At 72.7% G+C, this 26,827-nt stretch carries 20 protein-coding genes and 2 pseudogenes; 8 read left to right on the forward strand and 14 right to left on the reverse strand.

What is annotated here, in order from left to right; genetic code table 11:
- Nucleotides 1-261: 261 nt before the first annotated feature.
- On the reverse strand, nucleotides 262-903 hold the full coding sequence (locus ACFVVO_RS04965) for a DsbA family protein (RefSeq protein WP_390051819.1): 642 nt from the start codon (nucleotides 901-903) through the stop codon (nucleotides 262-264).
- A gap of 101 nt (nucleotides 904-1,004) precedes the next feature.
- Nucleotides 1,005-1,553 carry a DUF1697 domain-containing protein gene (locus ACFVVO_RS04970; protein ID WP_390051821.1) on the reverse strand — a complete coding sequence of 183 codons (549 nt, stop codon included), beginning with the start codon at nucleotides 1,551-1,553 and terminating at the stop codon, nucleotides 1,005-1,007.
- A 396-nt stretch (nucleotides 1,554-1,949) separates the two neighbouring features.
- Here ACFVVO_RS04970 and ACFVVO_RS04975 point away from each other — a divergent pair, with 396 nt between their 5' ends.
- Nucleotides 1,950-4,199 (forward strand): MMPL family transporter, encoded by a 2,250-nt coding sequence (locus ACFVVO_RS04975; protein WP_390051822.1) that lies wholly within the window; start codon nucleotides 1,950-1,952, stop codon nucleotides 4,197-4,199.
- A 175-nt stretch (nucleotides 4,200-4,374) separates the two neighbouring features.
- Here ACFVVO_RS04975 and mgt read toward each other — a convergent pair.
- The 4 genes and pseudogenes from mgt to ACFVVO_RS04995 form a co-directional block, all read right to left on the reverse strand.
- Nucleotides 4,375-5,614: pseudogene (gene mgt / locus ACFVVO_RS04980) on the reverse strand (macrolide-inactivating glycosyltransferase).
- A 13-nt stretch (nucleotides 5,615-5,627) separates the two neighbouring features.
- On the reverse strand, nucleotides 5,628-6,929 hold the full coding sequence (locus ACFVVO_RS04985) for an ABC transporter substrate-binding protein (protein WP_390051824.1): 1,302 nt from the start codon (nucleotides 6,927-6,929) through the stop codon (nucleotides 5,628-5,630).
- Entirely contained in the window at nucleotides 6,929-7,762 is an 834-nt protein-coding gene (locus ACFVVO_RS04990; protein ID WP_390051826.1) for a carbohydrate ABC transporter permease, read from the reverse strand. Before ACFVVO_RS04990 ends, ACFVVO_RS04985 begins: the two co-directional genes overlap by 1 nt.
- Complete coding sequence (locus ACFVVO_RS04995) at nucleotides 7,759-8,673, reverse strand: carbohydrate ABC transporter permease (protein WP_390051828.1); 915 nt, start codon at nucleotides 8,671-8,673, stop codon at nucleotides 7,759-7,761. Before ACFVVO_RS04995 ends, ACFVVO_RS04990 begins: the two co-directional genes overlap by 4 nt.
- A gap of 158 nt (nucleotides 8,674-8,831) precedes the next feature.
- Between ACFVVO_RS04995 and ACFVVO_RS05000 the strand changes: the two genes are divergently transcribed.
- The 3 genes and pseudogenes from ACFVVO_RS05000 to ACFVVO_RS05010 all read left to right on the forward strand — a co-directional run.
- Nucleotides 8,832-9,695, forward strand: coding sequence for a phosphotransferase enzyme family protein (locus tag ACFVVO_RS05000; RefSeq protein ID WP_390051830.1), 864 nt, complete (start codon nucleotides 8,832-8,834; stop codon nucleotides 9,693-9,695).
- A gap of 122 nt (nucleotides 9,696-9,817) precedes the next feature.
- Nucleotides 9,818-10,597, forward strand: coding sequence for a MerR family transcriptional regulator (locus tag ACFVVO_RS05005; protein WP_390051832.1), 780 nt, complete (start codon nucleotides 9,818-9,820; stop codon nucleotides 10,595-10,597).
- A gap of 13 nt (nucleotides 10,598-10,610) precedes the next feature.
- Nucleotides 10,611-10,940 (forward strand): annotated as a pseudogene (locus ACFVVO_RS05010) (DUF6083 domain-containing protein); the annotation flags it as partial.
- Between the two features lie 28 nt (nucleotides 10,941-10,968).
- On the opposite strand, the gene ACFVVO_RS05015 reads toward ACFVVO_RS05010, so the two are convergent.
- The 4 genes from ACFVVO_RS05015 to ACFVVO_RS05030 all read right to left on the reverse strand — a co-directional run bounded on the left by ACFVVO_RS05015 (nucleotide 10,969) and on the right by ACFVVO_RS05030 (nucleotide 15,361).
- Nucleotides 10,969-11,694, reverse strand: a complete 726-nt coding sequence (locus ACFVVO_RS05015) for a 3'-5' exonuclease (RefSeq protein WP_390051833.1) — start codon at nucleotides 11,692-11,694, stop codon at nucleotides 10,969-10,971.
- A gap of 102 nt (nucleotides 11,695-11,796) precedes the next feature.
- Nucleotides 11,797-13,038 carry an SAV2148 family HEPN domain-containing protein gene (locus ACFVVO_RS05020; protein ID WP_390052342.1) on the reverse strand — a complete coding sequence of 414 codons (1,242 nt, stop codon included), beginning with the start codon at nucleotides 13,036-13,038 and terminating at the stop codon, nucleotides 11,797-11,799.
- A gap of 103 nt (nucleotides 13,039-13,141) precedes the next feature.
- Nucleotides 13,142-14,485 (reverse strand): copper amine oxidase, encoded by a 1,344-nt coding sequence (locus ACFVVO_RS05025; protein WP_390051835.1) that lies wholly within the window; start codon nucleotides 14,483-14,485, stop codon nucleotides 13,142-13,144.
- Between the two features lie 57 nt (nucleotides 14,486-14,542).
- Nucleotides 14,543-15,361: a Tat pathway signal sequence domain protein gene (locus ACFVVO_RS05030; RefSeq protein ID WP_390051836.1), complete on the reverse strand. Its 819-nt coding sequence runs from the start codon at nucleotides 15,359-15,361 to the stop codon at nucleotides 14,543-14,545.
- A 199-nt stretch (nucleotides 15,362-15,560) separates the two neighbouring features.
- Here ACFVVO_RS05030 and glgX point away from each other — a divergent pair, with 199 nt between their 5' ends.
- The 3 genes from glgX to ACFVVO_RS05045 all read left to right on the forward strand — a co-directional run bounded on the left by glgX (nucleotide 15,561) and on the right by ACFVVO_RS05045 (nucleotide 21,528).
- Nucleotides 15,561-17,702, forward strand: coding sequence for a glycogen debranching protein GlgX (gene glgX, locus ACFVVO_RS05035; protein WP_390051837.1), 2,142 nt, complete (start codon nucleotides 15,561-15,563; stop codon nucleotides 17,700-17,702).
- Nucleotides 17,703-17,795: 93 nt separating this feature from the next.
- On the forward strand, nucleotides 17,796-20,165 hold the full coding sequence (gene treY / locus ACFVVO_RS05040) for a malto-oligosyltrehalose synthase (RefSeq protein WP_390051838.1): 2,370 nt from the start codon (nucleotides 17,796-17,798) through the stop codon (nucleotides 20,163-20,165).
- Nucleotides 20,166-20,277: 112 nt separating this feature from the next.
- Nucleotides 20,278-21,528 (forward strand): M14 family zinc carboxypeptidase, encoded by a 1,251-nt coding sequence (locus ACFVVO_RS05045; protein WP_390051839.1) that lies wholly within the window; start codon nucleotides 20,278-20,280, stop codon nucleotides 21,526-21,528.
- A 99-nt stretch (nucleotides 21,529-21,627) separates the two neighbouring features.
- Here ACFVVO_RS05045 and ACFVVO_RS05050 read toward each other — a convergent pair whose 3' ends face one another.
- Both ACFVVO_RS05050 and ACFVVO_RS05055 read right to left on the reverse strand, forming a co-directional pair.
- The gene (locus ACFVVO_RS05050) at nucleotides 21,628-22,038 is read right to left on the reverse strand and encodes an SSI family serine proteinase inhibitor (RefSeq protein WP_390051840.1); all 411 of its coding nucleotides are present in this window, start codon (nucleotides 22,036-22,038) and stop codon (nucleotides 21,628-21,630) included.
- Nucleotides 22,039-22,126: 88 nt separating this feature from the next.
- Entirely contained in the window at nucleotides 22,127-22,687 is a 561-nt protein-coding gene (locus ACFVVO_RS05055; RefSeq protein ID WP_390051841.1) for an FHA domain-containing protein, read from the reverse strand.
- A gap of 176 nt (nucleotides 22,688-22,863) precedes the next feature.
- On the opposite strand from ACFVVO_RS05055, the gene treZ reads away from it, so the two are divergent.
- The gene (gene treZ, locus ACFVVO_RS05060; protein WP_390051843.1) at nucleotides 22,864-24,609 is read left to right on the forward strand and encodes a malto-oligosyltrehalose trehalohydrolase; all 1,746 of its coding nucleotides are present in this window, start codon (nucleotides 22,864-22,866) and stop codon (nucleotides 24,607-24,609) included.
- Nucleotides 24,610-24,640: 31 nt separating this feature from the next.
- Here the strand turns inward: treZ and ACFVVO_RS05065 are convergent, their stop codons facing one another.
- Nucleotides 24,641-25,588 (reverse strand): phosphotransferase, encoded by a 948-nt coding sequence (locus ACFVVO_RS05065; protein ID WP_390051844.1) that lies wholly within the window; start codon nucleotides 25,586-25,588, stop codon nucleotides 24,641-24,643.
- Between the two features lie 53 nt (nucleotides 25,589-25,641).
- Nucleotides 25,642-26,769 (reverse strand): aminopeptidase P family protein, encoded by a 1,128-nt coding sequence (locus ACFVVO_RS05070; RefSeq protein WP_390051845.1) that lies wholly within the window; start codon nucleotides 26,767-26,769, stop codon nucleotides 25,642-25,644.
- Between the last annotated feature and the right edge of the window lie 58 nt (nucleotides 26,770-26,827).

Raw genomic sequence — 26,827 nt, forward strand, 5'->3', positions numbered from 1 at the left:
ACCAGGCCGGACACTTCCGACGGAACGGACAGCGGACCGCCCCGTGGAGCGGGGCACGCCTGTCGCGGGTCCCGGGGGGACGGGCGCTCCGCAAGCGCGCCAGGACCGCCGGCCACGGTCCGGCGTTCCCCTGTGACGTCGGACCGCGGCCGGTACCTCGTTCTGCGTTCGACCCGACGGATGCGTCACCCGCCCGGAACGCCCGTCGCATCCCAGGGGCGTTAATCGGCCACCCGCTTCCCGCTGACCGGGATCTTCGGATCAGTCGAAGCGGAGCGCTCCCGAGCGGGTGCGCTTGAGTTCGAAGAAGTCGGGGTGGCGGGCCAGCACCCGGAAACTGTCGAAGAGTTCCGCGGCCTCGGCGCCACGCGGAACGGCCCGCAGGACGGGACCGAACCACACCGTGCCGTCGACGTGGATCGTGGGCGTGCCCACATAGCCGCCGGACCCGGGCTCGGCGCCCGCGTCGTGACCGCGGCGCACCGCGGCGTCGTACGAGGGGTCGTGAGCGGCGTCCGACAGGTCGGCGGGCAGTCCGAGTTCGGCCAGCGACTCGGCGATCACCTCGTCGAAGTCCGCGGCCTTCCGCTCGTGGATGCGGGTGCCGAACGCGGTGTACAGGTCGCGCAGCACCTTCTCCCCGTGCCGTTCGGCCGCGGCCACCGCGACCCGCACCGGTCCGATCGACCGGTCGACCAGGTCCCGGTACCAGTCCGGCAGATCGTTGCCGGTGTTGTGCAGGTAGAGGCTCATGGGGCGGAAGCGGAGGTCGAGCGGGCGCAGGCGCTCGACCTCCAGCAGCCAGCGGGAGGTGATCCAGGCGAAGGGGCAGGCGGCGTCGAACCAGAAGTCGACCCGGGTGGGACCGGAACCGCCCGTACGGCTGTGATCGGCATGTGTCATGCCGATCACGCTACTCAGCGGGTGGAGCTGAATCCCGGTCCAATCACCGCCGCGTTCGCTGGGCCACTTCCGGCGGGCCGACCGGCCGGCGAGGGGCCGTCTCACTCCTCGGGAGCGGTCAGCTCGACGAGTTTCAGCACCGTGTTCCAGTTGCGGCTGGTGGCGATCAGGCCCTTGGCGGGGCGGCGGGACAGTGCCTCGGCGAGCTTGGAGCGGCCCAGACCGTCCGGGGCGTACAGGTACAGGCAGCGCTCGCCCAGGCGGAACTCCTCGGGGAGGTGCGCGGCGGAGTCGATCGCCTCGAAGCGGTCCGGGGTGACCGGTGCGGAGAAGTAGGTGATGTGGAGCTGCTTCGCGGTCAGTTCGGCGGCCGGGAACGGGCACGCCTCGGCCACCGCCCGCAGATAGGCGTGGTCGCGCACGATCACGTCGACCCGGAAGCCGAACCGCGCCTCGATCGCCCGGGTCAACTCGGCCGCCAGGGACTCCTCGTCGCCGTGCCCGGCGCTGAACACGGCCTGGCCGCTCTGCAGATGGGTCCGTACGCCGCCGTGGCCGAGGCCCGTCAGGAGCGAGCGCAGATCGGCCATCGGGAGTTTCCTGCTGCCACCGACGTTGATTCCGCGCAGCAGCGCCGCATAGGTCGTCACCCGGACAGGTTAGAACGGCCGCCGTGCCCCGTGGGGGCGGGCACGACGGCCGGGCCCGGAACAAGCCGGGTTGCGCGAAACTCTGGCCGATCAGCGGGCCCCGGTTCAACCTCTACACGCACCTGTGACTTGTTCAACAAGGTTTCGTAATCACAAAGTGGATCTTCGACGGCGGATCGGACACGGCCCTCCGCCGGCCCCCTCACCCCGAGACGTCTCCCCGGGAAGCCCCGAAAGATGTAAGGGCCCGCCGTCCTCCCCAGCGGTGACCCGGGCCCGCGCCAGTTCACCGGGCAGTACGACGAGACCTCCTCTCCGGGCCCATACCGTCGAAGTGGAACGAGCGAGGACGTGGCGGCAGGGGGTCGTCACCGCATACGAGGGGGAAAGCCCGTCATGGGGAACACGGACGTGCGCGTGCGGGGACTGGCCGCCCGCGCCGGCGGATGGAGTGCCCGGCACCGCTGGGCCGCCGTCGGCATATGGGTGCTGTTCGTCGTCCTGGCCATGGGGCTCGGCTCGGCGGCCGGCCGGGTCGACGTGGACGAGAGCGACCAGCTCAAGGGCGAGACACACACCGCGGCGAAGATCATCGAGGACGCGGGCATCGAGCAGCCGGCCGGGGAGACCGTGCTGATCCAGTCCCAGGACGGCGCCCTCAAGGCGACGAGCGGCGCGTTCCGGGCCGCCGTCGACGACGTGGTCGAGGCCGTCGACCGCACCGGGAAGGTCACCCATGTGACCTCCCCGTACGACACGCGCACCATCTCCCGGGACGGCCGTACCGCGCTCGTGCAGTTCGACATGCGCGGCGACGCGAAGACCGCCGCCGACCGGGTCGAGCCGGTGCTGCACGCCGTCGCCGGGGTGCGGAAGGCGCACGACGGCCTGCGGATCGAGGAGATCGGCGGCGCCAGCATGAGCAAGCAGTACCAGGACGCCTTCGGGAACGACTTCCAGAAGGCCGAGTACTCCGCCGTGCCGGTGGCCCTCGGCATCCTGCTGATCGCGTTCGGCGCCCTGGTGGCCGCGCTGCTGCCGGTGGCCCTGGCGGTCACCGCGATCGTGGCGACGATGGGCCTGATGGGCATCGTCAGCCACGTCCAGCCGATGAGCGACACCGCCAACTCCGTGATGCTGCTGGTCGGTATGGCCGTCGGCGTCGACTACTGCCTGTTCTACCTGCGCCGGGAGCGCGAGGAGCGGGACGCCGGCCGGGACGCGGGCGCCGCCCTGCGCATCGCCGCCGCCACCAGCGGCCGCGCGATCATCGTCTCCGGGGTCACGGTGTGCGTGGCGATGGCGGGCATGCTGTTCACCGGGCTCGCCGAGTTCGAGGCGATGGGCCTGGCCTCCCTGATGGTGGTCGCCGTCGCCATGGTCGGCTCGGTGACCGTGCTGCCCGCACTGCTCTCCCTGCTGGGCGAGCGGGTCGAGAAGGGCCGCATCCCCTTCCTGGGCCGCCGGCGCCGGCGCGGCGGCAACAGCGAGAGCCGCTTCTGGACCGCCGTGCTGCGCGGGGTGCTGGCCAAGCCGCTGGTCTCCGTGGTCGTAGCGGCCGGCGCACTGCTCGCCGTCACCGCGCCCGCGCTCGGCATGAAGACCCAGCAGCTCACGCTGGACCAGGAGTTCGGGAACTCGCTGCCGATCGTGCAGACCTACGACCGGCTCAACGAGGCCTTCCCGGGCGGCTCCGAGCCCGCCCAGGTGGTCGTGAGCGCCAAGGACATCGGCGCGCCGGAGGTACGGCAGGCCCTGGCCGACTTCAAGCAGCGGGCCATCTCCTCGGGCGCCTCGCGCGGCCCCGTCGACATCAAGGTGCACCGGGCGCAGAACGTCGCCCTGGTCTCCGTACCGCTGGTCGGCGGCTCCGACATGGACCGCGCGGTCGAGAGCCTCGACAAGCTGCGTGACGAGGTGCGGCCCGCCACCCTCGGCAAGGTGGAGGGCGTCCGGGCGCCGATCACCGGACAGGTCGCGGGCAACCACGACTTCAACGACCAGCTCGTCGGCTCCGTCGTCCCGGTCTTCGTGTTCGTGGTCGTCTTCGCCTTCCTGCTGATGCTGCTGTCGTTCCGCTCGCTGACCGTCGCGATCACCTCGATCGTGCTCAACCTGCTGTCGGTGGGCGCCGCCTACGGCATCCTCGTCGCCGTCTTCCAGCACGGCTGGGGTGCCTCGCTGGTGGGCGCGGAGGGCGTCGGCGCGATCGTCACCTGGCTGCCGCTGTTCCTCTTCGTGATCCTGTTCGGCCTGTCCATGGACTACCACGTGTTCGTGGTCTCCCGGATCCGCGAGGCCCGGCTGCGCGGCCGCAGCACCAAGGACGCCATCCAGCACGGCGTGGTCACCACGGCCGGTGTCGTCACCAGCGCCGCCGTCATCATGGTCGCCGTGTTCGCGATCTTCGGAACGCTGTCAATGCAGTCCATGAAGCAGATGGGCGTGGGCCTGGCCGCCGCCGTCCTGATCGACGCGACGGTCATCCGCGGGGTGCTGCTGCCGGCCGTGATGGCACTGCTCGGCGAGCGCAACTGGTACCTGCCGAAGTGGCTGCACCGTCTGCCGGACCTCACCCACGACGAGTCGCCGGAGCCGGCCGCGCCGGCCCCCGTGCGCGACGAGGGCGAGCGGCTCACCGTCTGATCCCGCCCGCGAACGCAGGGGCCCGCCGGTCTTGGGGAACCGGCGGGCCCCTGTCCGTGCCTCGCGCGGAGCCCGGGCCCGGCGCACGGGTCCGTGCTCGGTACCCGGCTCCCGGCTCCCGGCGCAGGGCTTTGTGCCCGGCGCAAGGGTCCGTGCCTGGCGCAAGGGTCCGTGCTCAGCGCACGGGCAGCTCCGCCTCGATCAGGTCGGCCGCGCGCCGGGTACCGCCCTCCTCGGCCATCTCCGCCTGGATCTCCTTCAGCCGCCGGGCGGCCTCCGGGTCGCCGGTGAGGGCCAGGGCGGTCGCGCGGAGGCGGTCGGCGGTGGCCTCCTCGGTGGGCAGGTGCCGGGCCACGCCGAGGGACTGGAGCACGTCGGCGTTGCCGAACTGGTCCACGGCCTGCGGTACGGCGATCATCGGCGTGGCGGTGGCCAGCCCCTCCTGGCTGCCGCCGGCGCCGGCGTGCGTGACGAACAGTTCGGCCTGCCGCAGGATCGCCAACTGCGGTACCCAGCGGTGCACTTCCACGTTCGCGGGCACGTCGCCCAGCTCGGCCGGGGTCACCTGGCTGCCGATCTGCAGGACCAGGTGCCAGCCGGGCAGGTCGCCGAAGGCGCGGACGCACTCGCGGTAGAACGCGGGCTGCTTGGTGAACGTCGAGCCGAGGGAGACGAGGACCACCTTCTCGGCACCGGCCGGCCGCTGCCAGTCCCCCTGGTCGGCCCGGTCGCCCTGGCAGGCGCCCACGAAGGTGTACACGCGCTCGTCGACGCGGTCGGCGTGCGGCTGGAGGGCCTTCGGGATGAGGACGAGGGAGCGGTCGGGCCGCCCGGCGAACGGGTCCGGGTGCCGGCTGATCCCGTTCTCCGTGAGCCAGGCCCGGAACCGGGCGTAGTAGGCCTGGCCGCGCTCGGTCCTGCGGGGCTCGGCCCACATCGGCTCGGCGACCTCCTCCTCGTAGCCGTCCCAGGCGACGAGGTTCGGTGACAGGGAGATCGCCGGGACGCCCCAACGGTGGGCGAGCACACGGGCCGGATAGGAGGTGATGTCGTGCAGGACCAGGTCCGGTTCGTCGCCCTCGTAGGCCGCGATGAGCTGCGGGAGCGCCTGGATGGCGTCGTTCAGGAAGGGCTCCACGTTGTCCAGCAGGGTGCTCCCCCAGGCCTCGGGATCGGCGTCGGGGCCGGGCAGCGTGGAGGTGTAGAGCACGGGCCGGGCGCCGGTCGCGGCCACCTTCTCGGCGAAGACCGGCGGGATGGCGTACGTGACCCGGTGGCCGCGGGCGACGAGTTCGCGGATCACCTCGAGGCTGGGGTTCACGTGGCCGTGGGCGGCGACGGAGAACATGGCGATATGGGCGGGAGCGGTCATGACGACGAGGCTAAGCGAGACGAGACGTCTCGTTCAAATGGATTACGGCCGCCGGCTCAGCGCTGGTAGCGGGCCAGCACCAGGTTGCCGTCCCGTTCCAGGCGCTCCCGCAGGCCGGCCGGGCCGATCGAGCCGCTGTAGTACTCCTGGAAGGCGGGGGTGGCGACCTTGTCCTTCCACTCCGGGTAGCCGCGCACGGACTGGGCGGGGGCCGGGCGGAGGTGGGCCGCGAGCGCGGTGCCGGTGGCCCAGCCGTTCTTCGCGGTGTGCAGGGCGGGGTCCTTCAGGGCCTCGGTGCCGGTGGGCAGCATCCAGTCGCCGAGGGCGAGGCGGACCATGTTCTCCGGCCGCAGCAGGAAGTCGATGAACTCGGCGGCCTCCTTCTTGTGCGGACAGTCGGCGGCGACGGACAGGGTCTGCGGGCTGACGCCCTGGGTGAGCCCGGCGGCGCCGGCGGGGGCGGGCAGCACCTGCCAGTCGAAGCCCTTCGGCGCCTGCTGCACGATCTGCTGGCGGTAGGAGAAGCCCAGCGGGACCATCGCGTACCGGCCGCCGAAGAAGCCGGGCAGGGTGTCCGAGCCGCCGCTGCCCAGCGTCGAGGCCGGAGCGCTGTGGTCGATGGCGACCTGGTCGTGGACCGTGCGCGGTACGACCGCGTCACCGGCGCCGAACCGGACGGTCACCCTGTCGTCGGCGCCCCGGTGGAAGAGCCGGCCGCCCGCCGAGAGCGAGAGGTTGAGCGTGGCGGAGACGGGTTCCTTCAGCGGCCAGGCCACGCCGTACCTGCCGGCGCCGCTGAGCCGCTTGGAGACCTGCCGGAACTCGGCCCAGCTCCACGGGTGTTCTGCGGTCGGTATGCGCACTCCGGCCGAACGCAGCCAAGCGGCGTTGGCGATCAGCACCCGGGGTTCCTGGAGGAACGGCACCCCGTAGACGCCGCCCCCGAAGGTGGCCGCCTCCCAACTGCGCCGCGGGATGTCCGACTTGAGCCTGGCGGGCAGCAGGCCGGTGAGGTCGGCGAGGTAGCCGCCGTAGGCGAAGTCGGCGAGGTCGTCGGAGGCGTCGTGGATGACGTCCGGGGCCTGACCGCCCTCGAAGGAGGTGAGGAGCTGGTCGTGCACACTGTCCCAACTTCCCTGAACGTACTCGACCTTGACGTCCGGGTGGGCGGCGTTCCACTCCTTCACCAGCTCCTCGTTGGCGGCCACGGACTCCTGCTGCCAGGCCAGGGACTGGAAGCGCAGGGTGACGGGGCCGCCCCGTCCGTGGCCCGTCGCGGAACAGCCCGCGAGGAGGAGCAGCAGGACGAGGAGTGCCGTGGCCGTCCTTCCCCGGCCTGCTCCGCGAGGGTGCCGCATCAGTTCTTCACCGCCCCTTCGAGGAGGCCGCCCGTGATCCGGCGCTGGATGAGGGCGAAGACGAGCAGGGAGGGCAGCGTGGCCAGGAACGCGGCGGCGGCCAGCGGGCCGAGGTCGGCGACGCCCTCCGCGCCGATGAAGTGGGTGAGGACGACCGGAAGGGTCTGCCTGCCGGGGCTCTTCAGCAGGACAAGCGCGAAGAAGAACTCGTTCCACGCCGTGACGAACGCGAACAGCGCCGTCGCCGCGATCCCCGGCGCCAGCAGCGGCGCGGTCACCGACACCAGCGTCCGCAGCCGGCCGGCTCCGTCGACGGCCGCCGCCTCCTCCAGTTCCTCGGGCACGGCCCGGACGTGTCCGACGAGCATCCACAGCGCGAACGGCAGCGCCCACACCACGTACACCAGCACCAGCCCCGCCAGGGAGTCGATCAGCCGCAGGTGCTTCAGCAGCAGGAACAGCGGGATGATCACCAGCACGAACGGGAACGCCTGGCTGACCACCACCCATCCGGTGGCCGCCCGGGACAGCGCCGAGCGGTGCCGCGCCATGACGTACGCCATCGGCGTCGCGATCAGTACGGCGACGACGGCGGCCCCGAGCGCCACCAGCAGGGAGTTCAGGGCGGCGTGCAGCAGCGGCTGCTCGTCGAAGGCCTGCCGGAAGTTGGCCAGGGTGGGGTGACGCGGGATCCAGGTGGGATGGAGACTGCCCAGCTCACGGGGCGACTTGAAGGCGGTGGACAGCAGCCACAGCAGTGGGAAGGCCAGGAAGACGAGATAGCCGAGCAGGGCGGCGTACTGGCCGGCGCGGGCGGCGGGGCGGGTCCTCATGCGTCCTCGCCTCCCCGCAGCCTGCCGACGAGGAACACCGCGAGCAGGACGGAGACGACCGCGACCAGGACGCATCCCATCGCCGCCGCGTAGCCGAACTGGCCGTAGCGGAAGGCCTCCTCGTAGGCGAACAGCATGGGCAGCCGGGTCTTTCCGCCGGGTCCGCCACTGGTGAGCACGTACACCAGGGCGAAGGAGTTGAGGTTCCAGATGAGGTTGAGCGCGGTGATGGCGAGGGCCACCGGTCTCAGGGCGGGCCAGGTGACCGCGCGGAACCGGCGCCAGGCGCCGGCGCCGTCCACCGCGGCGGCCTCGTGCAGTTCGCGCGGGGTGTTCTGGAGGCCGGCGAGCAGGGCCACCGTGGTCTGCGGCATGCCCGCCCAGACGCCGACGACGATGACGGCGGGCAGCGCGGTGGCCAGGCCGCTCAGCCAGTCCCGGCCGCCGCCGAGGCCGAGGTCGCGCAGGGTCTCGTTGAGGACACCGGCGTCGGGGTTGTAGACCAGCCGCCACATGATGCCGACGACGACCTCGGGCATGGCCCACGGGACGATCGCCAGGGCACGGGCGAATCGGCGCAGCCGCAGGTCCTGGTTGAGCAGGAGGGCGAGGCCGAGCGCCAGCAGGAACTGGGGCACGGTCACCCCGACCGCCCACACCAGCCCGATCCGGAACGACTCCCAGAACAGCGTGTCGTGCAGCAGGTCCCGGAAGTTGAGGGCGCCGATCCAGGTGGTGGCAGTCGTCCGTCCGGACTGGGCGTCGGTGAACGCCAGCACGATGCCGTAGAGCAGCGGGCCCACGCTCAGCAGGAGGATCGGGATCAGGGCGGGCAGGACCAGGAACCAGGCGCCGTGGTCGCGAGTGGCGGCACGAGTGGCCGGCCGCCGTGCCCCGGCCACTGCTGTCATGCGATCAGCCCCTTTGCCCGACCTCGTTGGCGTGTTCATGTTCGTAAAGTCGCGGGACCCCGTCAAGGGACCGCGCACAGGGTCCGACCTGTGCGAATGGAAGACTGGCCGCAGGCCACGACGGTCGGGACGGCACGGAGAGGGCACGGAGGCGGACGATGGACGAGGCACGGGCGCGGGACGTACTGGCCGCGGCGAAGGTTCTGCCGGACCCGGCCGGAGACGCACGGCTCATCGCCCTCGGTGAGAACGCGGTGTTCGCGGCCGGTGAGCTGGTCGTCAAGGTGGGCCGTGACGCCGAGCTGCTGGACCGGGCCCGGCGCGAGCTGGACATCGCCGGCTGGCTGGCCGGGGCGGGCGTGCCCGCGGTGCGGGCCGCCGAGCCCGAGCCGCTGCTGGTGGAGGGGCACCCCGTCACCGTGTGGCACCGGCTGCCGGATGCCGTGCGGCCGGCCGAGCCCCGCGATCTGGCCGGGCTGCTGCGGACCGTGCACGCGCTTCCCGCGCCTGCCTTCGCGCTGCCGCCCCGGGAACTGCTGGGCGGTGTGGAGCGCTGGCTGCGGCTCGCGGGCGAGGCGATCGACCCGGCGGACGCGGCGTATCTGCGCGAGCGCAGGGACGGGTTCGCGACCGCGGCGGCGGCGCTGACACCCCATCTGCCTCGGGGGCCGATCCACGGGGACGCGCTGCCCCGCAACGTGCACGTGGGGCCGGACGGGCCGGTACTGGTCGACCTGGAGACCTTCTCCGCGGATCTGCGTGAGCACGATCTGGTGGTGATGGCCCTGTCCCGGGACCGTTACGGGGTGCCCGCGGAGGCGTACGACTCCTTCGTCTCGGCGTACGGCTGGGATGTGCGGGAGTGGGAGGGGTGCTCGGTGCTGCGGGGCGCCCGGGAGACGGCGAGCTGCGCGTGGGTGGCTCAGCACGCGGCCGTCAACCCGAAGGCGCTGGCCGAGTTCCGGCGCCGGGTGGGGTCGCTGCGGGACGGGGACGAGACCGTGCGGTGGTATCCGTTCTGAGCTGCCCGGTGTTCTTCGGGCCGACAGCGAGGAACGGTCACGACCCGCGAACGACAGGTGGTCGGCCATCGGCCGGCGAGGGTGCTTGAGTCTCCCCCAGGGGGAGACGCCAAGGTATGGGTATGGACGGCGACACGCTGTACTCGATCGGCGAGCTGGCGCGGCGGACCGGCCTCACGGTCAAGACCATTCGGTTCTACTCCGACCGCGGGATCGTGACGCCGACGGACCGCAGCCCGGCCGGCTACCGCCGGTACAACCTCGACGCAGTCGCGCGCCTGGACCTCGTGCGGACTCTGCGGGAACTGGGACTGGACCTGCCCACGATCCACAAGGTCGTGGACCGGGAACTCCCGCTCCCCGAGGTCGCCGCGGCGCACGCCGAAGCACTGGCGGTGCAGATCCGCGTCCTGCGCCTGCGGCACGCGGTGCTGACAGCGGTGGCCGAGCGCAGGCTGACTCCCGAGGAGACCGATCTCATGCACCGGTTCGCCCAGCTCTCCGAGGACGAACGCCGATGTCTCATCGGTGATTTCCTCGACGCCGTCTTCGACGGTCTCGGCGCCGACTCCGCGTTCACGGGGGTCATGCGCTCGATGACCCCCGAACTGCCCGACCACCCCGAGGCGGAGCAGACCCTGGCGTGGATGGAGTGGGCCGAACTGGTTCAGCCCGGGCATGCTCCGCCCGTCTGCTCCCGATGCGCCCGGTTCGCGCCCTGCCCGACCCGGTGCCGCCGCCCGCACGCTCGACGGCATGGGGGACACCGACAGCGTCATTCCGTTACCCGCACCCGGCCCCGACGGATCCCGGCAGCCACCCGTCGACACACCCCGCCCGTGGGAAAGCGCGGACCGGGCCCAAGCCGCCCGCGACGGCGCCACCGGCCCCGAACCGCCTGATCCGCCGCTCTGCCCCCACTGCGGGCTCGCCGGTGACCGGTGGGCCACCTACACCGGGCAGCACGTCCTGCTCGAACCCCGGCTCACCGTTCCCGCGCATCTCGTGCCCGGTGGGCACCGCTGGCACACCGACGGCAACGGCACCGCGTGGAACGGCGGCCTGGACGAGCCCACGCCCGGCACCACCTGCCGGATACCGCACCAACTCGCTTGCCCAGGACTCACGCTGGACGAGATCCAGCCCTGGCGGTGGCTGGCCGCGGTACGGGACCACAACGCGCCGCTGGCTCAGCGGAAGGCCGACGAGGACGGTTTCCTCCAGGCGCTGCCGGACGCCGGTTGACGCGCGGGGAACAGGTCGGCGTGCCGGGCTACGCCGGCAAGTTGTCCGGGAGGTGGCGGATGGGCCATGTGCCGTCGATCACCGCTGTCTCGTCACCCTTGCGGCGGAGGAAGGACTGGAAGTCGGCCGCCCATTCGGCGTACCAGTCGATCTGACGGGTGTGGAGTTCTGCCGGGCCGAGGGCGGCGATCTTGGGGTGGCGGGTGGCTATCGCGGAGGCGAGGCGGGCCGCGGCCAGGGCGTCGGCGCAGGCGTTGTGGGCCGCGTCGAGGACTATGCCGTACTCCGCGCAGACCGCCTCCAGGTTCCGTTTGCCGCGGCGGTACCGGTCGACCCAGCGGTCGATGGTGTAGGGGTCGATCACCGGGGCGGGGGCCGGGCCGCCCAGGCGGTCGGAGAGGGACGGCAGGCCGTGGCGGCGCAGTTCGGCGGAGAGCAGGGTGAGGTCGAAGGCCGCGTTGTAGGCGACCACCGGGACACCCGTCTGCCAGTACGACACCAGCACGTCCGCGATGGCGTCGGCCACCTGGTCGGCCGGGCCGCCCTCGGCCGTCGCCCGTTCGTTGCTGATGCCGTGCACCGCGACCGCGTCGGCCGGGATCTCCACGCCCGGATCCGCCAGCCATTCCCGGCGCCCCAAGGGCTCGCCGGCCCTGACCTCGATGACCGCGCCGGTGACGATGCGCGCCTCGTGCGGGTCCGTGCCGGTGGTTTCCAGGTCGAAGCCGATCAGCAGCTCCCGGTGCCAGCCCATGGGCGGCCCCCCTTCTTGGTGGTGCTTTCCCCCAGTGGCTCCCACCATCGCACGCGGCACTGACAATCCCTGGGCCGCGTTCCGCTTGCCCGTACGGACAGTTCAGGACACCGGGCGTGAATCCGCCCAGGACAGCTCGAATTCCTCGCGGTATGTCGGGAAGATACCGGCATCACCCATGTCGTCAGACTTGAGGGTCTTGCTGCCGCCCCGCAGTACCAGCACCGGCGACTCCATCCCCCGGGCCCCGCGCAGATAGGACTGCACCACGGCGATGCCGTCCGCGCCGTCGCCGTCCACGAGGTAGGCGGTGAAGCGGGGCGTCTCGTCGTAGACCTGGATCTCGAAGGCCCCGGGGTCACGCAGCCGGGACCGCACCCGGCGCATGTGCAGGATGTTCATCTCGACGGACCGGCTCAGTTCGCCCCGTTTCATCCCCAGTTCGCGCTCCCGGCGCTTGACCGCGCTGGAGGCCGGGTTGAGGAAGAGCAGCCGTACCCGGCAGCCGGACTCGGCGAGCCGGACGAGCCGGCGGCCCGAGAAGTTCTGCACCAGCAGGTTGAGGCCGATACCGATGGCGTCGAGGCGGCGGGCGCCGCCGAACAGGTCCTCGGCCGGGAACTGGCGCATGAGCCGCACCCGGTCCGGGTGGACGGCGACGACGTCCGCGTACCGGTCGCCGACCAGGTCCTCCACCGCGTCGACCGGCAGCCGGCGCGCGGAGGGCACGTCACCGCCCGCGTCCAGCATCTCCAGCAGCCGGGCCGAGGCCCGCTCGGCCTGGTTCAGCACCGCCTCGGACAGGGCCCGGTTGCGGGAGACGACGTTGCGGGTCACCTCCAGCTCGTCCAGGGCGAGTTCGACGTCCCGGCGCTCGTCGAAGTACGGCTCGAAGCACGGCCAGTGCTGCACCATCAGCTCGCGCAACTGCGGCAGCGTGAGGAAGCTGAGCACGTTGTCGTCGGCCGGGTCGAGCAGATAGCCCTTGCGGCGGCTGACCTCGCGGACGGCGACCGCCCGCTGCACCCACTCCTGCCCGGCGGGCCCGGCCGCGGCCACCACCCAGTCGTCGCCGTGGACGGGTTCGTAGATGGGCCGCAGCACGGCGGCCACGACCGCGCGCAGCCGCTGCTCGACCAGGTTCAGCCAGATGTAGGCCCGGCCCGCCCGCTGGGCGCGGACGCGCACCTCGAGCCAGGCGTCGGTGTCCCAGTCCAGTTCCGGCCCGATGGACCCCGTGGCGTCCATCGGGCGGGCCAGGGACACCGCGCCGGGCGGGACGTCTGTGGAGTTCCCCTCGTGACCCTCGTCACCAGGGGGCAGCTCCAGCCCTCCCGAGCCCACCCGCGCACCGCCTTCCGCCACCCCGGGCCTTCCCCACGTCAACGATCAAGGAAGGGTACTCCGGGAGCGGTCGGCGATGCAGCCGGATGGACAGGTCGGTTTCTCAACTACGCGGGCGCCAGTGGCCGTTCTGCCATGAGAGCTCGTCCGGAGTGAGCGGATTCATAGCCGTGACGTCGCGCGGTGCGATGGCGAAGCCCTGCCAGTGGATCGGCATGGGCTGCTGGTCCTCGTCCCGGGCTATGTGGTGGAAGCCCACGTTCATCCAGACCACCGGGTGAGTGAGCGTCTGGCCGTTGACCCACTTGTCCACGGACTTTGGGTAACCGCGGGCGCAGCCCGGGTTGTTGCTCGCGAACTGCTCGCACTTGTTGTACTCGGTGAAGTACACGTCGTGCTTGGTGAAGCTGCGGCCCGGGTACCTCGTGGTCGGGCCGGGGACGATCTCGTACGAACGCGCGTGCCCGTCCTTGTTCTTGCCGGTCGCACTGACCACCCGCCACCAGCGGTAGGCCTTGGAGTCGCCCGCGAGTTCCTTGGTGACCTTGGTGCGGGTGGTCTTGGCGGTGGGCGCCTGCCGGCCGCGGGCGGGCGCCGTGACGGCCGAGTCGTACTGCTCGACCTTGGTCTTCGAGGAGCCGTCGAGGCCGAAGTCCAGCCGCCAGAAGACGTTGTGGCTGTGGCTGGTGGCGTAGGCCTTGGCGCCCTTGCCGATGGGCCAGCCGCGGCCGTCACCGGCGTCGTAGTCCTCGTAGGAGAGGCTGCCGGTGGCGCCGACGTTCATGTTGACCGTGCCGTCGTCCTGGAAGCGCCACTCGGTCATGTACTCGTACCAGCCGACCTGGTTGACCGTGTAGACGAGCAGGTCCTTGCCCTGCGCCTGGAAGACCTTGTTGGCCGCGTCGCCCTGCATGCGGTAGGCGTGGCCGCGCGAACGCGTTGTGGTGCACAGGCCCTTGACGTCCGGGTGGTCCGGGTCCCAGGAGTCGGGGACCCGGACGGTCCTGATGGTGCCGCCGGGGCACTCGCCGGGCGCCAGGTTCACCAGGCCCTGGGCGAAGCCGAAGCCGGTCAGGTCGTCGTACTCGACGCTGCCGTCGTCGTACGGGACGTCGATCTGGGCGAGGCGGGCGCTGTTGAGGACCTTGATCGGCTTCGGCTCGCCCTTGGGCTGGTAGGACACGTTCTCCAGGACCAGTCCGGCCTTGCTGTCGTAGCGCCAGCACATCCGCCAGGTGGTGCCGCTGGAGAGCTTCTGCTCGATCTTGTAGGCGGCGCTGCAGTCCGCGGCGGCGGCCGGGGCGGCCTGCGGCCGGGCGGCGGCCGGTCCGGCACCGGCCGTCACACCGGCGGCCAGCGCGGCCACGGTGAGGCCGACGGCCGCCCGGGTGCGGGCATGGCTGAATCTCCGCGGCCGGCGGCCGCTGATCGAACTCTGTACACGCATGAAGAAGTGGCTCCCCTGCAGGAGATGCGAGTCGGAAAAGTGGACCGTCTGCCTGGCTCAGTGGCCTTCGAGCCGGCCGACCTTGCGGGCGCTGAGGTCGACGACCAGCCACCTGGCGTCGATCCAGGGGCCGTTCTTGACCTTCGGAAACAGCCGCACACAGCGGTGTTCGCCGCACTTGTCGAGCACGGCCGGCTGCCCGCCCGGGGTGGCGCGGTAGACGGCGCCGTTGAGCCGCAGCTGGTCCGGGGACGTCAGCTCGTGGCCGGTGGCGTCCCGGTAGTCCGCCTTGAGGCCCGCGCCCAGCGGGTCGGCGATCAGCAGCCTGGCCGCCTCGGCGTTCTCGGCCCGGCTCAGCGGCGGCTGAACGCCTTGGCTGGTGACGCTGCTGACGACCTTGCCGGTCCCCAGGTCCACCGTCCTGGTGATGAGCGCGTCGCTCTTGTAGTCGTAGAAGCTCACGTCGGCCCGGCGCGGCGCTCCCGGGTCGTCCAGTTCGTCCGCCTCCGGCTCGGCCAGGTCGACGCTCAGGCGCTGCGGGCCCCGGTGCCCGTCGACGTTCTCACCGGCGCTGAGCATCTGCCCGCTCAGGGCGATGCTCTCGACCCGCCGGATCTCGTCGTCGGTCAGCGGGTCACGGCCCGTGCCCTTCTTCCCCTCGGCCGGCGCCTGCTTCACGACGCCCGGCGGGACCTCGCCCGGCCCCCGCCCCTTCTGCTGGGCGGCCGGTGTGCCGCCGCCGCCCTTGTTCCCTCCCGTTTCGTCGGCCCCCGCCGTGCCGGGCAGGGTGACTGCCACCATCACCGCGGTCCCGGCCACCGCCAGGGCCGCGCCGGCCACCACCTTGCCGAGATGTCGGTGCACTGTCTCGCGCACAACTACCCCCTACTCCCCCAAGATCCCCGGGAGTACGTGTATCCCCACTGAGTCGGCACACGACGGGTACACGAGAGTCGCCGTATGCACTGGTCGGCCCGTAAGAGGGCAGTAAGTCTCGGGAGGTTCCCTCACTTTCGGGGAGACTCGCAGCCAACGCGCCCCCCAGCGGGGCCGCACACCTGGAAGAGTCGTGGTCATGCAGGTCTGGCCTGGAGAGGCGTATCCGCTCGGCGCCACGTACGACGGCGCCGGGACCAACTTCGCGGTCTTCACGGAGGCCGCGCACCGAGTAGAGCTGTGTCTGCTGCACGACGACGGCTCGGAGACGGCGGTGGAACTGCGCGAGAGCGACGCGTTCGTGCGGCACGCGTACCTGCCGGGGGTGATGCCGGGACAGCGGTACGGGTTCCGGATGCACGGCCCGGACGATCCCGCGCGCGGGCTGCGCTGCAACTCGGCGAAGCTGCTGCTCGACCCTTACGCGAAGGCGATCAGCGGGGCCGTGTCGTGGGGCGAGGAGGTGTACGGCTACCACTTCGGGGCCCCGGACCGGCGCAACGACCTGGACTCGGCGCCGCACACCATGACGTCGGTGGTGATCAACCCGTACTTCGACTGGGGCGACGACCGGCCGCCGCGCACCGACTACCACCACACGGTGATCTACGAGGCCCATGTGAAGGGCCTGACGATGACCCATCCCGGGCTCCCGGAGGAGCTGCGCGGCACGTACGCGGCGCTCGCCCATCCGGCGATCATCGAACACCTGACCAAGCTCGGGGTGACGGCCCTCGAGCTGATGCCCGTCCACCAGTTCGTGAACGACCACCGGCTGGTCGACATGGGCCTGAACAACTACTGGGGCTACAACACCATCGGGTTCTTCGCCCCGCACAACGCGTACGCGTCCTGGGGCGACCGCGGCCAGCAGGTGCTGGAGTTCAAGTCGGCGGTGCGCGCGCTGCACGAGGCCGGCATCGAGGTGATCCTGGACGTCGTCTACAACCACACGGCCGAGGGCAACCATCTGGGCCCGACGCTGTCCTTCAAGGGCATCGACAACCCGTCGTACTACCGCCTCACGGACGATCCGCGGTACTACATGGACACCACGGGCACGGGGAACTCGCTGCTCATGCGGTCCCCGCACGTGCTCCAGCTCATCATGGACTCGCTGCGGTACTGGGTCACCGAGATGCACGTGGACGGCTTCCGCTTCGACCTGGCCGCCACCCTGGCCCGGCAGTTCCACGAGGTGGACCGGCTGTCGTCGTTCTTCGACCTGGTGCAGCAGGATCCGGTGGTCTCCCAGGTGAAGCTGATCGCCGAGCCGTGGGACGTGGGCGAGGGCGGCTACCAGGTGGGCAACTTCCCGCCGCTGTGGACCGAGTGGAACGGCAAGTACCGCGACACGGTCCGGGACCTGTGGCGGGGCGAGCCGCGGGCGCTCGCGGAGTTCGCCTCCCGGCTGACCGGCTCCTCCGACCTCTACCAGGACGACGGCCGCCGCCCGCTCGCCTCGATCAACTTCGTGACCTGCCACGACGGGTTCACGCTGCACGACCTCGTCGCCTACAACGACAAGCACAACGAGGCCAACGGGGAGGAGAACCGGGACGGCGAGAGCCACAACCGGTCCTGGAACTGCGGGGCCGAGGGCGAGACCGAGGACCCTGAGGTGCTGGGGCTGCGCGCCCGCCAGATGCGCAACTTCCTCGCCACGCTGATGCTCTCCCAGGGCGTGCCGATGATCAGCCACGGGGACGAGTTCGCCCGCACCCAGCGCGGCAACAACAACGCCTACTGCCAGGACAACGAGGTGTCCTGGCTCCAGTGGCCGGAGGCCGCGGAGGGGGTTTCCACCGAGGAGGTGTCCTCCGAGGAGGACCTGCTGGAGTTCGTCCGCGCGATGGTGTGGCTGCGGCGGGACCACCCGGTGTTCCGGCGGCGGCGCTTCTTCCACGGGCGGCCGGTGGAGGGCACCCACGACGAGCTGTCCGACGTCGCCTGGTTCACCCCCGAGGGCAGCGAGATGACCCAGCAGGACTGGGACTCGGCGCCCGCGTCCGCGCTGACGGTGTTCCTGAACGGCAACGCCATCTCCGAGCCCGGTCCGCGCGGGGAGCGGATCGCCGACGACTCCTTCCTGCTGATGTTCAACGCATCCCCCGGGACGCTGGACTTCCAGGTGCCGGTCGACCACGGCCGGCAGTGGCAGGTGGTCGTCGACACGGCCCGCCCGGACGGGGTGCCGCCGGGCACGGGCCCGAAGGTGGCGGCCGGCGACCGCATCACCCTGCCGGACCGCAGCCTGACCGTGCTGCAGCGGCCCGCTTAGGCCCGCCCGTGGGGGCGTGCGCACTCCGGCGTGCGCCCCCCCACGTGCGGAGGGGATGACACGAAATCCGGTGCGCTGGGTACGTAGGGTTCCATGACTGCTGCGCGACCCGGACCCGAGGTACCCACCGCCACCTACCGGCTGCAACTGCAACCCTCGTTCCCGTTCGCCGCCGCCGCGGCGGCGGTCCCGTACCTGGCGTCGCTGGGCGTCTCGCACCTGCATCTGTCCCCCGTCCTGGAGTCCGTCCCGGGGTCCACGCACGGCTACGACGTCGTGGACCACGCGCGCGTGCGCGGGGAACTGGGCGGCGAGGACGGACTGCGCGCGCTGGCGTGGACCGCGCGTGAGCACGGCCTGGGCCTGGTGGTGGACATCGTGCCGAACCACATGGCCATGGCGCCCCGGCACAACCGGGCCCTGTGGGAGGTGCTGCGCGAGGGGCCCGAGTCGCCGTACGCGCGCTGGTTCGACATCGACTGGGAGGCGCAGGGCGGCCAGGTGCTGCTGCCGGTGCTCGGCGGGCCGGTCGGCTCCGAGCTGGACGAGCTGGTGGTCGACGGGGACGTGCTGCGCTACCACGACCACGCCTTCCCGCTCCGCGAGGGCACCGCCGACCTCCCGCTGCCCCGGCTGCTCGACACGCAGTGGTACCGCCCGGTGTGGTGGCGGCTGGCCCGTACCGAGCTGAACTACCGGCGCTTCTTCAGCATCTCCGAGCTGATCGGGGTGCGCGTGGAGGACCCGGCGGTCTTCGACGCCACCCACGCCAAGATCCTCCAGCTGCTCCAGGAGGGCGTGGTCGACGGGCTGCGGATCGACCACCCCGACGGGCTGGCGGACCCCGACGCCTATCTGCGGCGGCTGCACGAGGCCACCGGCGGGCGCTGGACCGTGGTGGAGAAGATCCTCGCCGACGGCGAGCCCCTGCCCGCCTCCTGGCCGGTGGCGGGCACCACGGGCTACGACGCCCTGCGCCACGTCGACGGCCTGTTCACGGACCGCACCGGGGCCTACGAGCTGCTCGGCCGCTACCGGGCGTTCGCGGCCCCGCAGACGGACCGGGGCGGCAACTGGGACGCCACCGTCCGGCGGGCCGCCTACAAGGTGCTCACGCACGAACTGGCCACCGAGACCGACCGGCTCACCCGGGTCGCCGCCGAGCTGTGCGCCGCCTCGCCGGACCTGTCGCTGCGCGACCGGGCGCCGTGGGCGCTGCGCACGGCCGTGGAGGAGCTGCTGGTGCGGATGCGGGTCTACCGGCCCTACGCCTCCCAGGACGCCTCCGCCGTCATCACCGAGCAGGCCGCCGAGGAGGCCCGGCTGGCCTTCGTGGTGCCCGAGGAGGCGGACGCGGTCGGCATCGTGCGGCGGCTGCTCGTCGGGGACCCGGGCGACGCCTCGGCCCCGGACCACGCCGGCCGGGTGGAGTTCCGCACCCGGTTCGCGCAGACCGCGTCGGCGCTGCGCGCCAAGGCCGTGGAGGACACCGCGTTCTACCGCTACGTGCCGCTGCTGTCGGCGGCCGAGGTGGGCGGCGATCCGGGCTCGCCCGGGGTGTCCCCGGAGGACTTCCACGCGTACTGCGCGCGCGTGCAGCGCGACTGGCCCGCCACCGGCACGGTCGTCACCACCCATGACACCAAGCGCAGCGCGGACGTGCGCGCCGCGCTGGCCGTGCTCACCGAGTGCCCGGACCGCTGGGCGAAGGTGCTCGCCGAGGTGTCCCGGGCCGAGGAGGGCGCCCCCGACGGGCAGCTCGCCTGGGCGGCCTGGCAGACGGTGTTCGGACTCGGCCCGGCGGAGGAGGAGCGGGTCCGGGAGGCGCTGCTGAAGCACGTCCGCGAGGCGGGGATGTACACGAGCTGGACCGAGCAGGAGCCGCCGTACGAGGAGGCGGTGGCCGCCTTCCTCACGGCGGGACCGTGCGGGCCGCCCGGCGAGCGGGTGGCCGCCCTGCGCAAGGCACTGGAACCACACGTCCGGGCGAACGTCCTGGGCACCGCGCTGGTCCAGCTCACGATGCCGGGGGTGCCGGACGTGTACCAGGGCACGGAGAGCGAGTACCGGACGCTGGTCGACCCCGACAACCGGCGGCCGGTGCCGTTCCCGCCTCCGGTGCCCGGCGAGAAGGACGCGCTGACGGCGGCGGCCCTGCGGCTGCGCGCGCGCCGGCCCGGCGCGTTCGGCACGACGGCGACGTACGTCCCGCTGGCAGCGGACGGACCGGCCGCGGAGCACTGCCTGGCGTTCACTCGTTCGGGTGAGGTGGTCACGGCGGTGACCCGGCTGTCGCTGCGGCTGGCGGAGTCGGGCGGCTGGCGGGAGACACGCCTGGAGCTGCCGCCCGGGCGGTGGGCGGACGCGCTGAGCCCGGGACGGGAGTTCACCGGGCACGCGCGTGTGGCGGACCTTCTCGACCCGTTCCCGGTGGTCCTGCTGGAGCGGAGCGGCGAGGGCTGAGGCTCGTCGGTGAATGCGTCCGGGCGCCCCCGCGCGGCTCCCGGCGCCGTTCTTGACAGTTCACCCACGCCGTGCGGCACTGTGAGGGCGAAGCCGGTTGGACAAGTCGGGGGTGAGTCTCCTGCCGGAGCTGCGCTATCCCAGCGTTCCCCAATTGGTCGCCTCCGCCCGGGCGCTGGCCGCCACGGAGCCCCGGCTGTGCGCGCTCAGGCAGGTGGGCGCCTCACAGGCCGGCCGGCCCCTGCACCTGCTGTCGGTGGGGCACTCCCGCCGGGCGGTGCTGGTGGTGGCGGGCGCCCACGCCAACGAACCGACGGGCGGCTGCACCCTGCGGGCGCTGGCCGAACGGGTCCTGGCCACGCCGGTGTTGCGGACCGGTACCTCCTGGCACTTCCTGCTGTGCGCGGACCCGGACGGCGCGAGCCTGCATGTGACCCCGGCGCCGCGCAGCCTGCTCGACTACCACCGGGGCTTCTACCGGCCCACGGGCGCGGAGCAGCCCGAGTGGTCGCCCGCGGTGCTGCCGCCGGACCGGCTGCCACCCGAGACGCGGGCCCTGACGGGGGTGATCGACGAGGTGCGCCCGTACCTCCAGGTGACGCTGCACGGCACCGAGCTGGGCGGTAGCTGGGTGCAGTTGACGAAGGACGTGCCGGGCCTCGCCGAGCCGTTCGCCAAGTCGGCGGCCGAGCTGCACATACCGGTGGAGACGGGCGCCTCGGACGCGGCGGGCTGGCCGGCCTCGGGGCCCGGGGTGCATGTGATGCCCGGCCCCGAGAGCGGCGTCGCCTACCCGAGCCTGCCGGACGACGCCCGGCACAGCACCTGGTACCACGCGCACCGCTACGGCGGTCTGACGGCGGTGGTGGAAGTCCCGATGTGGGCCAGCGACCTGGTGGGCGACCCGGCGCCGCACCCGGCGCCGGCGGCGGCGATGCGGCGGCTGGCGGCGCGGCTGCTGCGGGACGCGCTGCAGGTCGAGCGGGTGTTCGACGATGGGCTGCCCCGGCTGCGGGACACCGACGGGCCGCTGCCGCGGGCGGCGCGCTGGGTGCTCGACCTGATACCGGGCCTGGCCCGGGACTGGGTCCAGACCCCGCCGGCCGCCACGACGATGGCCTACGTCGGCAGTGTGGACGCCTTCGGGCGGCGGCTGCCGCTGCGGGCGGCGGCGATGCTGCTGCGGGCGCTACGGGAGACGGACGACCGGGCGGTCCCCGGTCTGGAGCGGCTCGTCGCCTGCTGGTGCGAGGCCTACGCGGCGCGTTTCCAGGCCCGCTGGGTGCCGTTGGAGCATCAGGTGGAGCACCAGTCCCGGACGGTTCTGGTGGCGGCTCAGCAGGCCCGGGAGCGGGCGGGGTGAGGCACCGCCGGGGCGCGGGCGACGTGCGGCGTCCGTGCCGCCCGCGCCGGCGGCCCGTGGGGCGGGTTCCGTCCGCCCCGGTCGGCCGTCCCGCCCGGGTCAGTCGTCCAGGGCGAAGACCGAACCCGTGCGCGCGTTCATGACGCACTTGCCGGCGTACGTCTCCTGGAACTCGACCGGCCGCCCGTTCCACTCCCCGTGCGCGCGGGCGGTCACGGGGGCGTAGATCATCGGGCAGAACACGTCCTTCTGCGGGATGCGCGCGATGTCCCCGCCGGCGGCGGCGAGCCCGGCGCAGGCGTCGGCCGCGTGCGGGTGCCCCCGGGGCGGGTCGCACCGCAGCAGGGTGCCGTGGGAGTCGATGGACGGGCTCTCGCCGCGGGTGACGGTGAGGTAGAGCCAGTCACCGGACGGTGTGGCGCGGGAGGCGGCCTGGGCCGGTCCCGCGACGAGGAGGCCGGCGGCCAGTACGGCGCCGGCGGCCGCGGTCGCTCGGGTGAGGTACGTCATGCCCGGTACATCGGCACAACGACCCGCGTTCCCCACCCCCACTCACCCGAACGGAACCGCGCGCGCGGACGGCCGCGGGCGGGTCCGGTCAGGTGTCCCGGTGCGCCGCCAGCCGGAACACGGTCCGGCCGAAGGCGACCTGGTCGCCCTCGCGGACCACGACGGCGCCGGTCACCCGGCGGCCGTTGACGGTGGTGCCGTTGGTGGAGCCGAGGTCCCTGAGGATCCACACGCCGCCCTGGCGGCGCAGTTCGGCGTGCACACGGGAGACGGTGTCGTGGTTGAGACGCAGCCCGTTGGCGGGGTCGCGGCCGATGCGCAGCGGGTGGCCGCCCGCCGGGTGCGGCAGCAGCAGCTTGGGCAGCCGCTCGGCCTGCCAGGCCCGGCGCAGCCGTACGGTGAACCCGGAGACGGCCTCGACGGTGCCGAACACCGCGCGCGAGAAGCGTTTCTCGCGGGGCAGATCGGCGGTGAGGACGGCGAGTTCGTCCGCGCCGTGGGCGGCGAGGGCCAGTTCCATGCGGTGTACGAAAGTGTCGTGCGACAGCCTTCCCATGGCGACGGCTTCCCGCAGCACCCGCAGCGCCTTGTCGCGCTCCGCGTCGGACAGCCGCGCGGGTTGCAGGGGGAACTCGAAGGACGACGTCACGCTGGTGATTGTCAGGGGTGTGAACCCCCGGTGTCCAGAATCGGGGAAAACGGTGCCGACGTACGCGTACCGGCGCGACACCCGCCGGGAAAGCCCGGATTCGAAAGCGGATTGATCGCTTTCGCGGCACGATGGACGTGACTACATCACGGTGAGCAGACGAGGGGGAACCGTCCGTGCAGTTCGAGGTGTGGGCACCGCAGGCAGACCGTGTGACGCTCCATTGCGACGGTGCGACAGGCGCGTTGGAACGCGATCCGCGGCGGGCCGGCTGGTGGCAGGGGGAGGCTCTGGCGCGGGACGGCTCGCGGTACGGGTTCGCGCTGGACGACGGTCCGGTGCTGCCCGACCCGCGCTCGCGCCGGCAACCGGACGGCCCGGACGGCCTGAGCGCGGTCGTCGACCACGGGCGGTACGCGTGGCGTGCCGCGTGGGCGGGGCGCGGGCTGCCGGGGGCGGTGCTCTACGAGCTGCACGTGGGCACGTTCACCCGCGAGGGCACCCTGGACGCGGCCGCGGCCCGGCTGGAGCACCTGGTGGAACTGGGTGTCACTCATGTGGAGTTGATGCCGCTGTGCCCGTTCCCCGGGCGGCACGGCTGGGGGTACGAGGGGGTGTCGCTGTGGGCGGTGCACGAGCCGTACGGAGGCCCCGAGGCGCTGAAGCGGTTCGTGGACCGGGCGCACGAACTCGGTCTGGCCGTGGTCCTGGACGTCGTGCACAACCACCTGGGCCCGTCGGGCAACTATCTGCCCCTGTTCGGGCCGTACTTCACCGACACGCACCACACGCCGTGGGGCTCGGCGGTGAACCTGGACGCGCCCGGCTCGGACGAGGTGCGCGCGTTCCTGGTGGGCAGTGCGCTGGCGTGGCTGCGCGACTACCGGCTCGACGGGCTGCGGCTGGACGCCGTGCACGCGCTGTACGACACGCGCGCGTGCCACTTCCTGGAGGAGCTGTCCGCCGCCGTCGACGGCCTCGCGGGCGAACTGGGCCGCCCCTTGTCGCTGATCGCCGAGTCGGACCTGAACAACCCGCGGTTCATCACCCCGCGCGCGGAGAACGGCCTCGGGCTGCACGCGCAGTGGAACGACGACTTCCACCACGCCGTGCACACCGCGCTGACCGGTGAGTCCCAGGCGTACTACGCCGACTTCGCGCGGGACCCCTTCGACGCGCTCGCCAAGACGCTCACGGGGGGCTACTTCCACGACGGGACGTACTCGAGCTTCCGCGGCCGCGTCCACGGCCGGCCGCTGGACCGGGCCCGGGTGGCCGGGCACCGGCTGCTGGGCTACAGCCAGACCCATGACCAGATCGGCAACCGGGCGCAGGGGGACCGGCTCTCCGCGCGGCTCTCCCCCGGCCTGCTGGCCTGTGCGGCCGCCCTCACGCTGACCGCGCCGTTCACGCCGATGCTGTTCATGGGCGAGGAGTGGGCGGCGGGCACCCCCTGGCGGTTCTTCACCGACCACACCGACCCGGAGCTGGCCGAGGCGGTACGGCGTGGCAGGCGCCGGGAGTTCGCGCAGCACGGCTGGGCCGAGGAGGACGTACCGGATCCGCAGGACCCGGCGACCCGGGACCGGTCCTGCCTCGACTGGTCGGAGCCGGAACGCGAGCCGCACGCGCGCGTGCTGGCCTGGTACCGGCGGCTGATCGCGCTGCGCCGGGAGCAGCCGGACCTGACCGATCCCGACCTCGCCGACACCAAGGTGGCCTACGACGCCGAGGCCCGCTGGCTGGCGTTCCGGCGCGGGGACGTCCGGGTGGCGGTGAACCTGGGCAAGGAGCCGGCCGCGATCCCGCTGGGCACCGGCCGGGTGGAGGTCCTCGCCGCGTGGGACCCGGTGCGGGCCCCGGGCCCGGACGGGCTGCTGCAGGTACCCGGGGAGTCGTGCGTGGTGCTGATCCAGCCCTGAGCAGGCTACGGCGGCGTGTCGTGAGCCGCGGCTACGGCGCGGTGTCGTCGTCGTCCTTGAACTCGGTCACCCGCTCCAGCAGGATCGGTTCCCAGGCGCGCCGCAGCCTGCTGCGCAGGAGCGGCAGGGAGCCGGTGGCGCGGCCCTCGAGGTGACCGGCGAGCCGCAGCACGGTGTCACAGCGGGCGAGCCACAGGCCGCGCAGACAGGGGCGGGGGCCGTACCCGGCGAGGGTGGCGGCGCGCACGGCGGCCGGGGAGCCGACGGCCACGGCGAGCCCGGCGATGTCCTCGGCGGGGTCGCCGAGGGCCGCCTCGGTCCAGTCCAGGACGCCGCGCACCCGGCCGTCGGCGCTGACCACCACGTGCTCACCGGTGAGGCCGTGGTGGGTCAGGACGGCGGTGCCGTGCTGCGCGGCGAGTTGGGCGGCGCCGGGCGTGGTGAGGTGCAGCCGGGAGGCGTCGAACTCGTCGGCGGCGGCGAGCCGTTCGGCCGCCCGCACGGCCATGCGGCGCAGCGCGTCCAGGGAGCGCGGGGCGGTGCGCGGTACCCCGAGCGCCTCGGCCTGCCGTACCGGCACCGCGCGCAGCCCGCCGAGCAGGCCCGCGAGATCGGCCTCGCCGACGGCGGAGACGTCGTGCTCGTCGGCGGTGCCGCCGGGCACCACCGTGTCGAGGGTGTAGGCGAGTCCCGGCGCCCAGTCGCCGTGGGCGATGCTGACCGGAACGGTGACGGGCACGTGCGGGCGGACCAGGTCGCGCAGGCGCAGTTCCCGGCGGCGGCGCGCGGAGGCGTCCCGGTCGGGGGCGAGGCGCAGCACCTGGTGGGCGCCGACCCACCAGGTGTGCTCGTGGCCCTCGCCGACGGGGCGGACCTCCGGTCCCCCGGCCTGGCCGGTGTTCCGGCCGGTGCTCTCCTCGAGCAGCGAACGGACCAGTCGGCGGACGGTGTCCGCGGTGGGTGTCGGTGCCTGGGTCATGGGTCGCGCGCAGCCGTTCCGATCCGTCGTCGAGGGTGTGTCTCCCGGTCCCCTCAGTCCACCATGACCATCTCACGCGTGGTGTTGTTGAGGCGGCGGCCGCCGTCCCCGGTCACCGTGACGATGTCCTCGATGCGCACACCGAAGCGGCCGGGCAGATAGATGCCGGGCTCCACGGAGAAGCACATGCCGGGCACCAGGGGCTGCTCCTCGCCCTCGATCATGTACGGCGGCTCGTGCGTGGTGACGCCGATGCCGTGCCCGGTGCGGTGGATGAAGTACTCGCCGTATCCGGCGTCGGAAATGACCGCGCGGGCGGCGCGGTCGACCTCCTGGCAGGCGACGCCCGGTCGCACGGCCCGGAAGCCCGCCTCCTGCGCGGCGCGGACGATGTGGTGAACCCGGCGCTCCTCCTCGGTCGGCTCGCCGACGTGCACCGTGCGCGTGGTGTCCGAGCCGTAGCCGTCCTTGAGGCCGCCGAAGTCGAGGACGACCATGTCGCCGGGCTGGATGACGCGGTCGCCGACCTCGTGGTGCGGGTTGGCGCCGTTGGGGCCCGAGCCGACGATGGTGAAGTCGACCTGGGAGTGCCCGAATCGGCGCAGCAGGTCGGCGAGGTCGTGGCCGACGTCGGACTCGCGGCGGCCGGCGAAGGGCACCTTCCGGATCTCCTCGAACGCCTGGTCGGCGGCGGCTCCGGCGGCCGCCAGCAGTTCCAGTTCGGCTGCGTCCTTGACACCGCGCAGCATGGGCAGGGCGTCGGTGAGGGCGGCGTAGGAGGTGCCGGGCAGGGTGCGCTGGAGGCCCAGCAGGTGCATCGCCCAGGTGTTGTCGCTGATGCCGAGGCGCCCTTGCTCCGCGAGAAGGGCCGCGGTGACGGCGTAGGGGTCCTTGGCGTCGGTCCAGTCACGCAGGGTGAGCACGGACGCGGCGGGCGACCGCTCGGCGTCCGGTGCCTCCAGGGTGGGCACGACGAGCACGGGGTCGCGTCCGGGGGTCAGCACGAGCACGGTGAGCCGCTCGGTGACCGCGGTGGGCGTGTAGCCGGTCAGCCAGACCATGTCCGGTCCCGGTGCCACGAGCAGTCCGGCGAGGCCGGCGTCGGCGGCGGAGCGCGCGGCGCGCTCCATGCGGGCCCTGTAGTCGTCGGCGGTGAAGGGCGCGGGCGTACTGCCGGTCATCCGGGCCTCCGAGCGCGGTCGCGTGACGGGGTGAAGCGGTTCCGGGCAGCATCCTGCC

Origin of the sequence: Streptomyces sp. NPDC058145 (genome assembly GCF_042884245.1) — a bacterium.
GTDB lineage: Bacteria > Actinomycetota > Actinomycetes > Streptomycetales > Streptomycetaceae > Streptomyces.

Excerpts from the sequence above, each read along its gene's own strand:
- ACFVVO_RS04965 (WP_390051819.1), bottom strand. The coding sequence starts at position 903 with ATGACACATGCCGATCACAGCCGTACGGGCGGTTCCGGTCCCACCCGG.
- ACFVVO_RS04975 (WP_390051822.1), top strand. The coding sequence starts at position 1,950 with ATGGGGAACACGGACGTGCGCGTGCGGGGACTGGCCGCCCGCGCCGGC.
- ACFVVO_RS04985 (WP_390051824.1), bottom strand. The coding sequence starts at position 6,929 with ATGCGGCACCCTCGCGGAGCAGGCCGGGGAAGGACGGCCACGGCACTC.
- ACFVVO_RS04990 (WP_390051826.1), bottom strand. The coding sequence starts at position 7,762 with ATGAGGACCCGCCCCGCCGCCCGCGCCGGCCAGTACGCCGCCCTGCTC.
- ACFVVO_RS04995 (WP_390051828.1), bottom strand. The coding sequence starts at position 8,673 with ATGACAGCAGTGGCCGGGGCACGGCGGCCGGCCACTCGTGCCGCCACT.
- ACFVVO_RS05000 (WP_390051830.1), top strand. The coding sequence starts at position 8,832 with ATGGACGAGGCACGGGCGCGGGACGTACTGGCCGCGGCGAAGGTTCTG.
- ACFVVO_RS05005 (WP_390051832.1), top strand. The coding sequence starts at position 9,818 with ATGGACGGCGACACGCTGTACTCGATCGGCGAGCTGGCGCGGCGGACC.
- ACFVVO_RS05015 (WP_390051833.1), bottom strand. The coding sequence starts at position 11,694 with ATGGGCTGGCACCGGGAGCTGCTGATCGGCTTCGACCTGGAAACCACC.
- ACFVVO_RS05025 (WP_390051835.1), bottom strand. The coding sequence starts at position 14,485 with ATGCGTGTACAGAGTTCGATCAGCGGCCGCCGGCCGCGGAGATTCAGC.
- glgX (WP_390051837.1), top strand. The coding sequence starts at position 15,561 with ATGCAGGTCTGGCCTGGAGAGGCGTATCCGCTCGGCGCCACGTACGAC.
- treY (WP_390051838.1), top strand. The coding sequence starts at position 17,796 with ATGACTGCTGCGCGACCCGGACCCGAGGTACCCACCGCCACCTACCGG.
- ACFVVO_RS05050 (WP_390051840.1), bottom strand. The coding sequence starts at position 22,038 with ATGACGTACCTCACCCGAGCGACCGCGGCCGCCGGCGCCGTACTGGCC.
- ACFVVO_RS05065 (WP_390051844.1), bottom strand. The coding sequence starts at position 25,588 with ATGACCCAGGCACCGACACCCACCGCGGACACCGTCCGCCGACTGGTC.
- ACFVVO_RS05070 (WP_390051845.1), bottom strand. The coding sequence starts at position 26,769 with ATGACCGGCAGTACGCCCGCGCCCTTCACCGCCGACGACTACAGGGCC.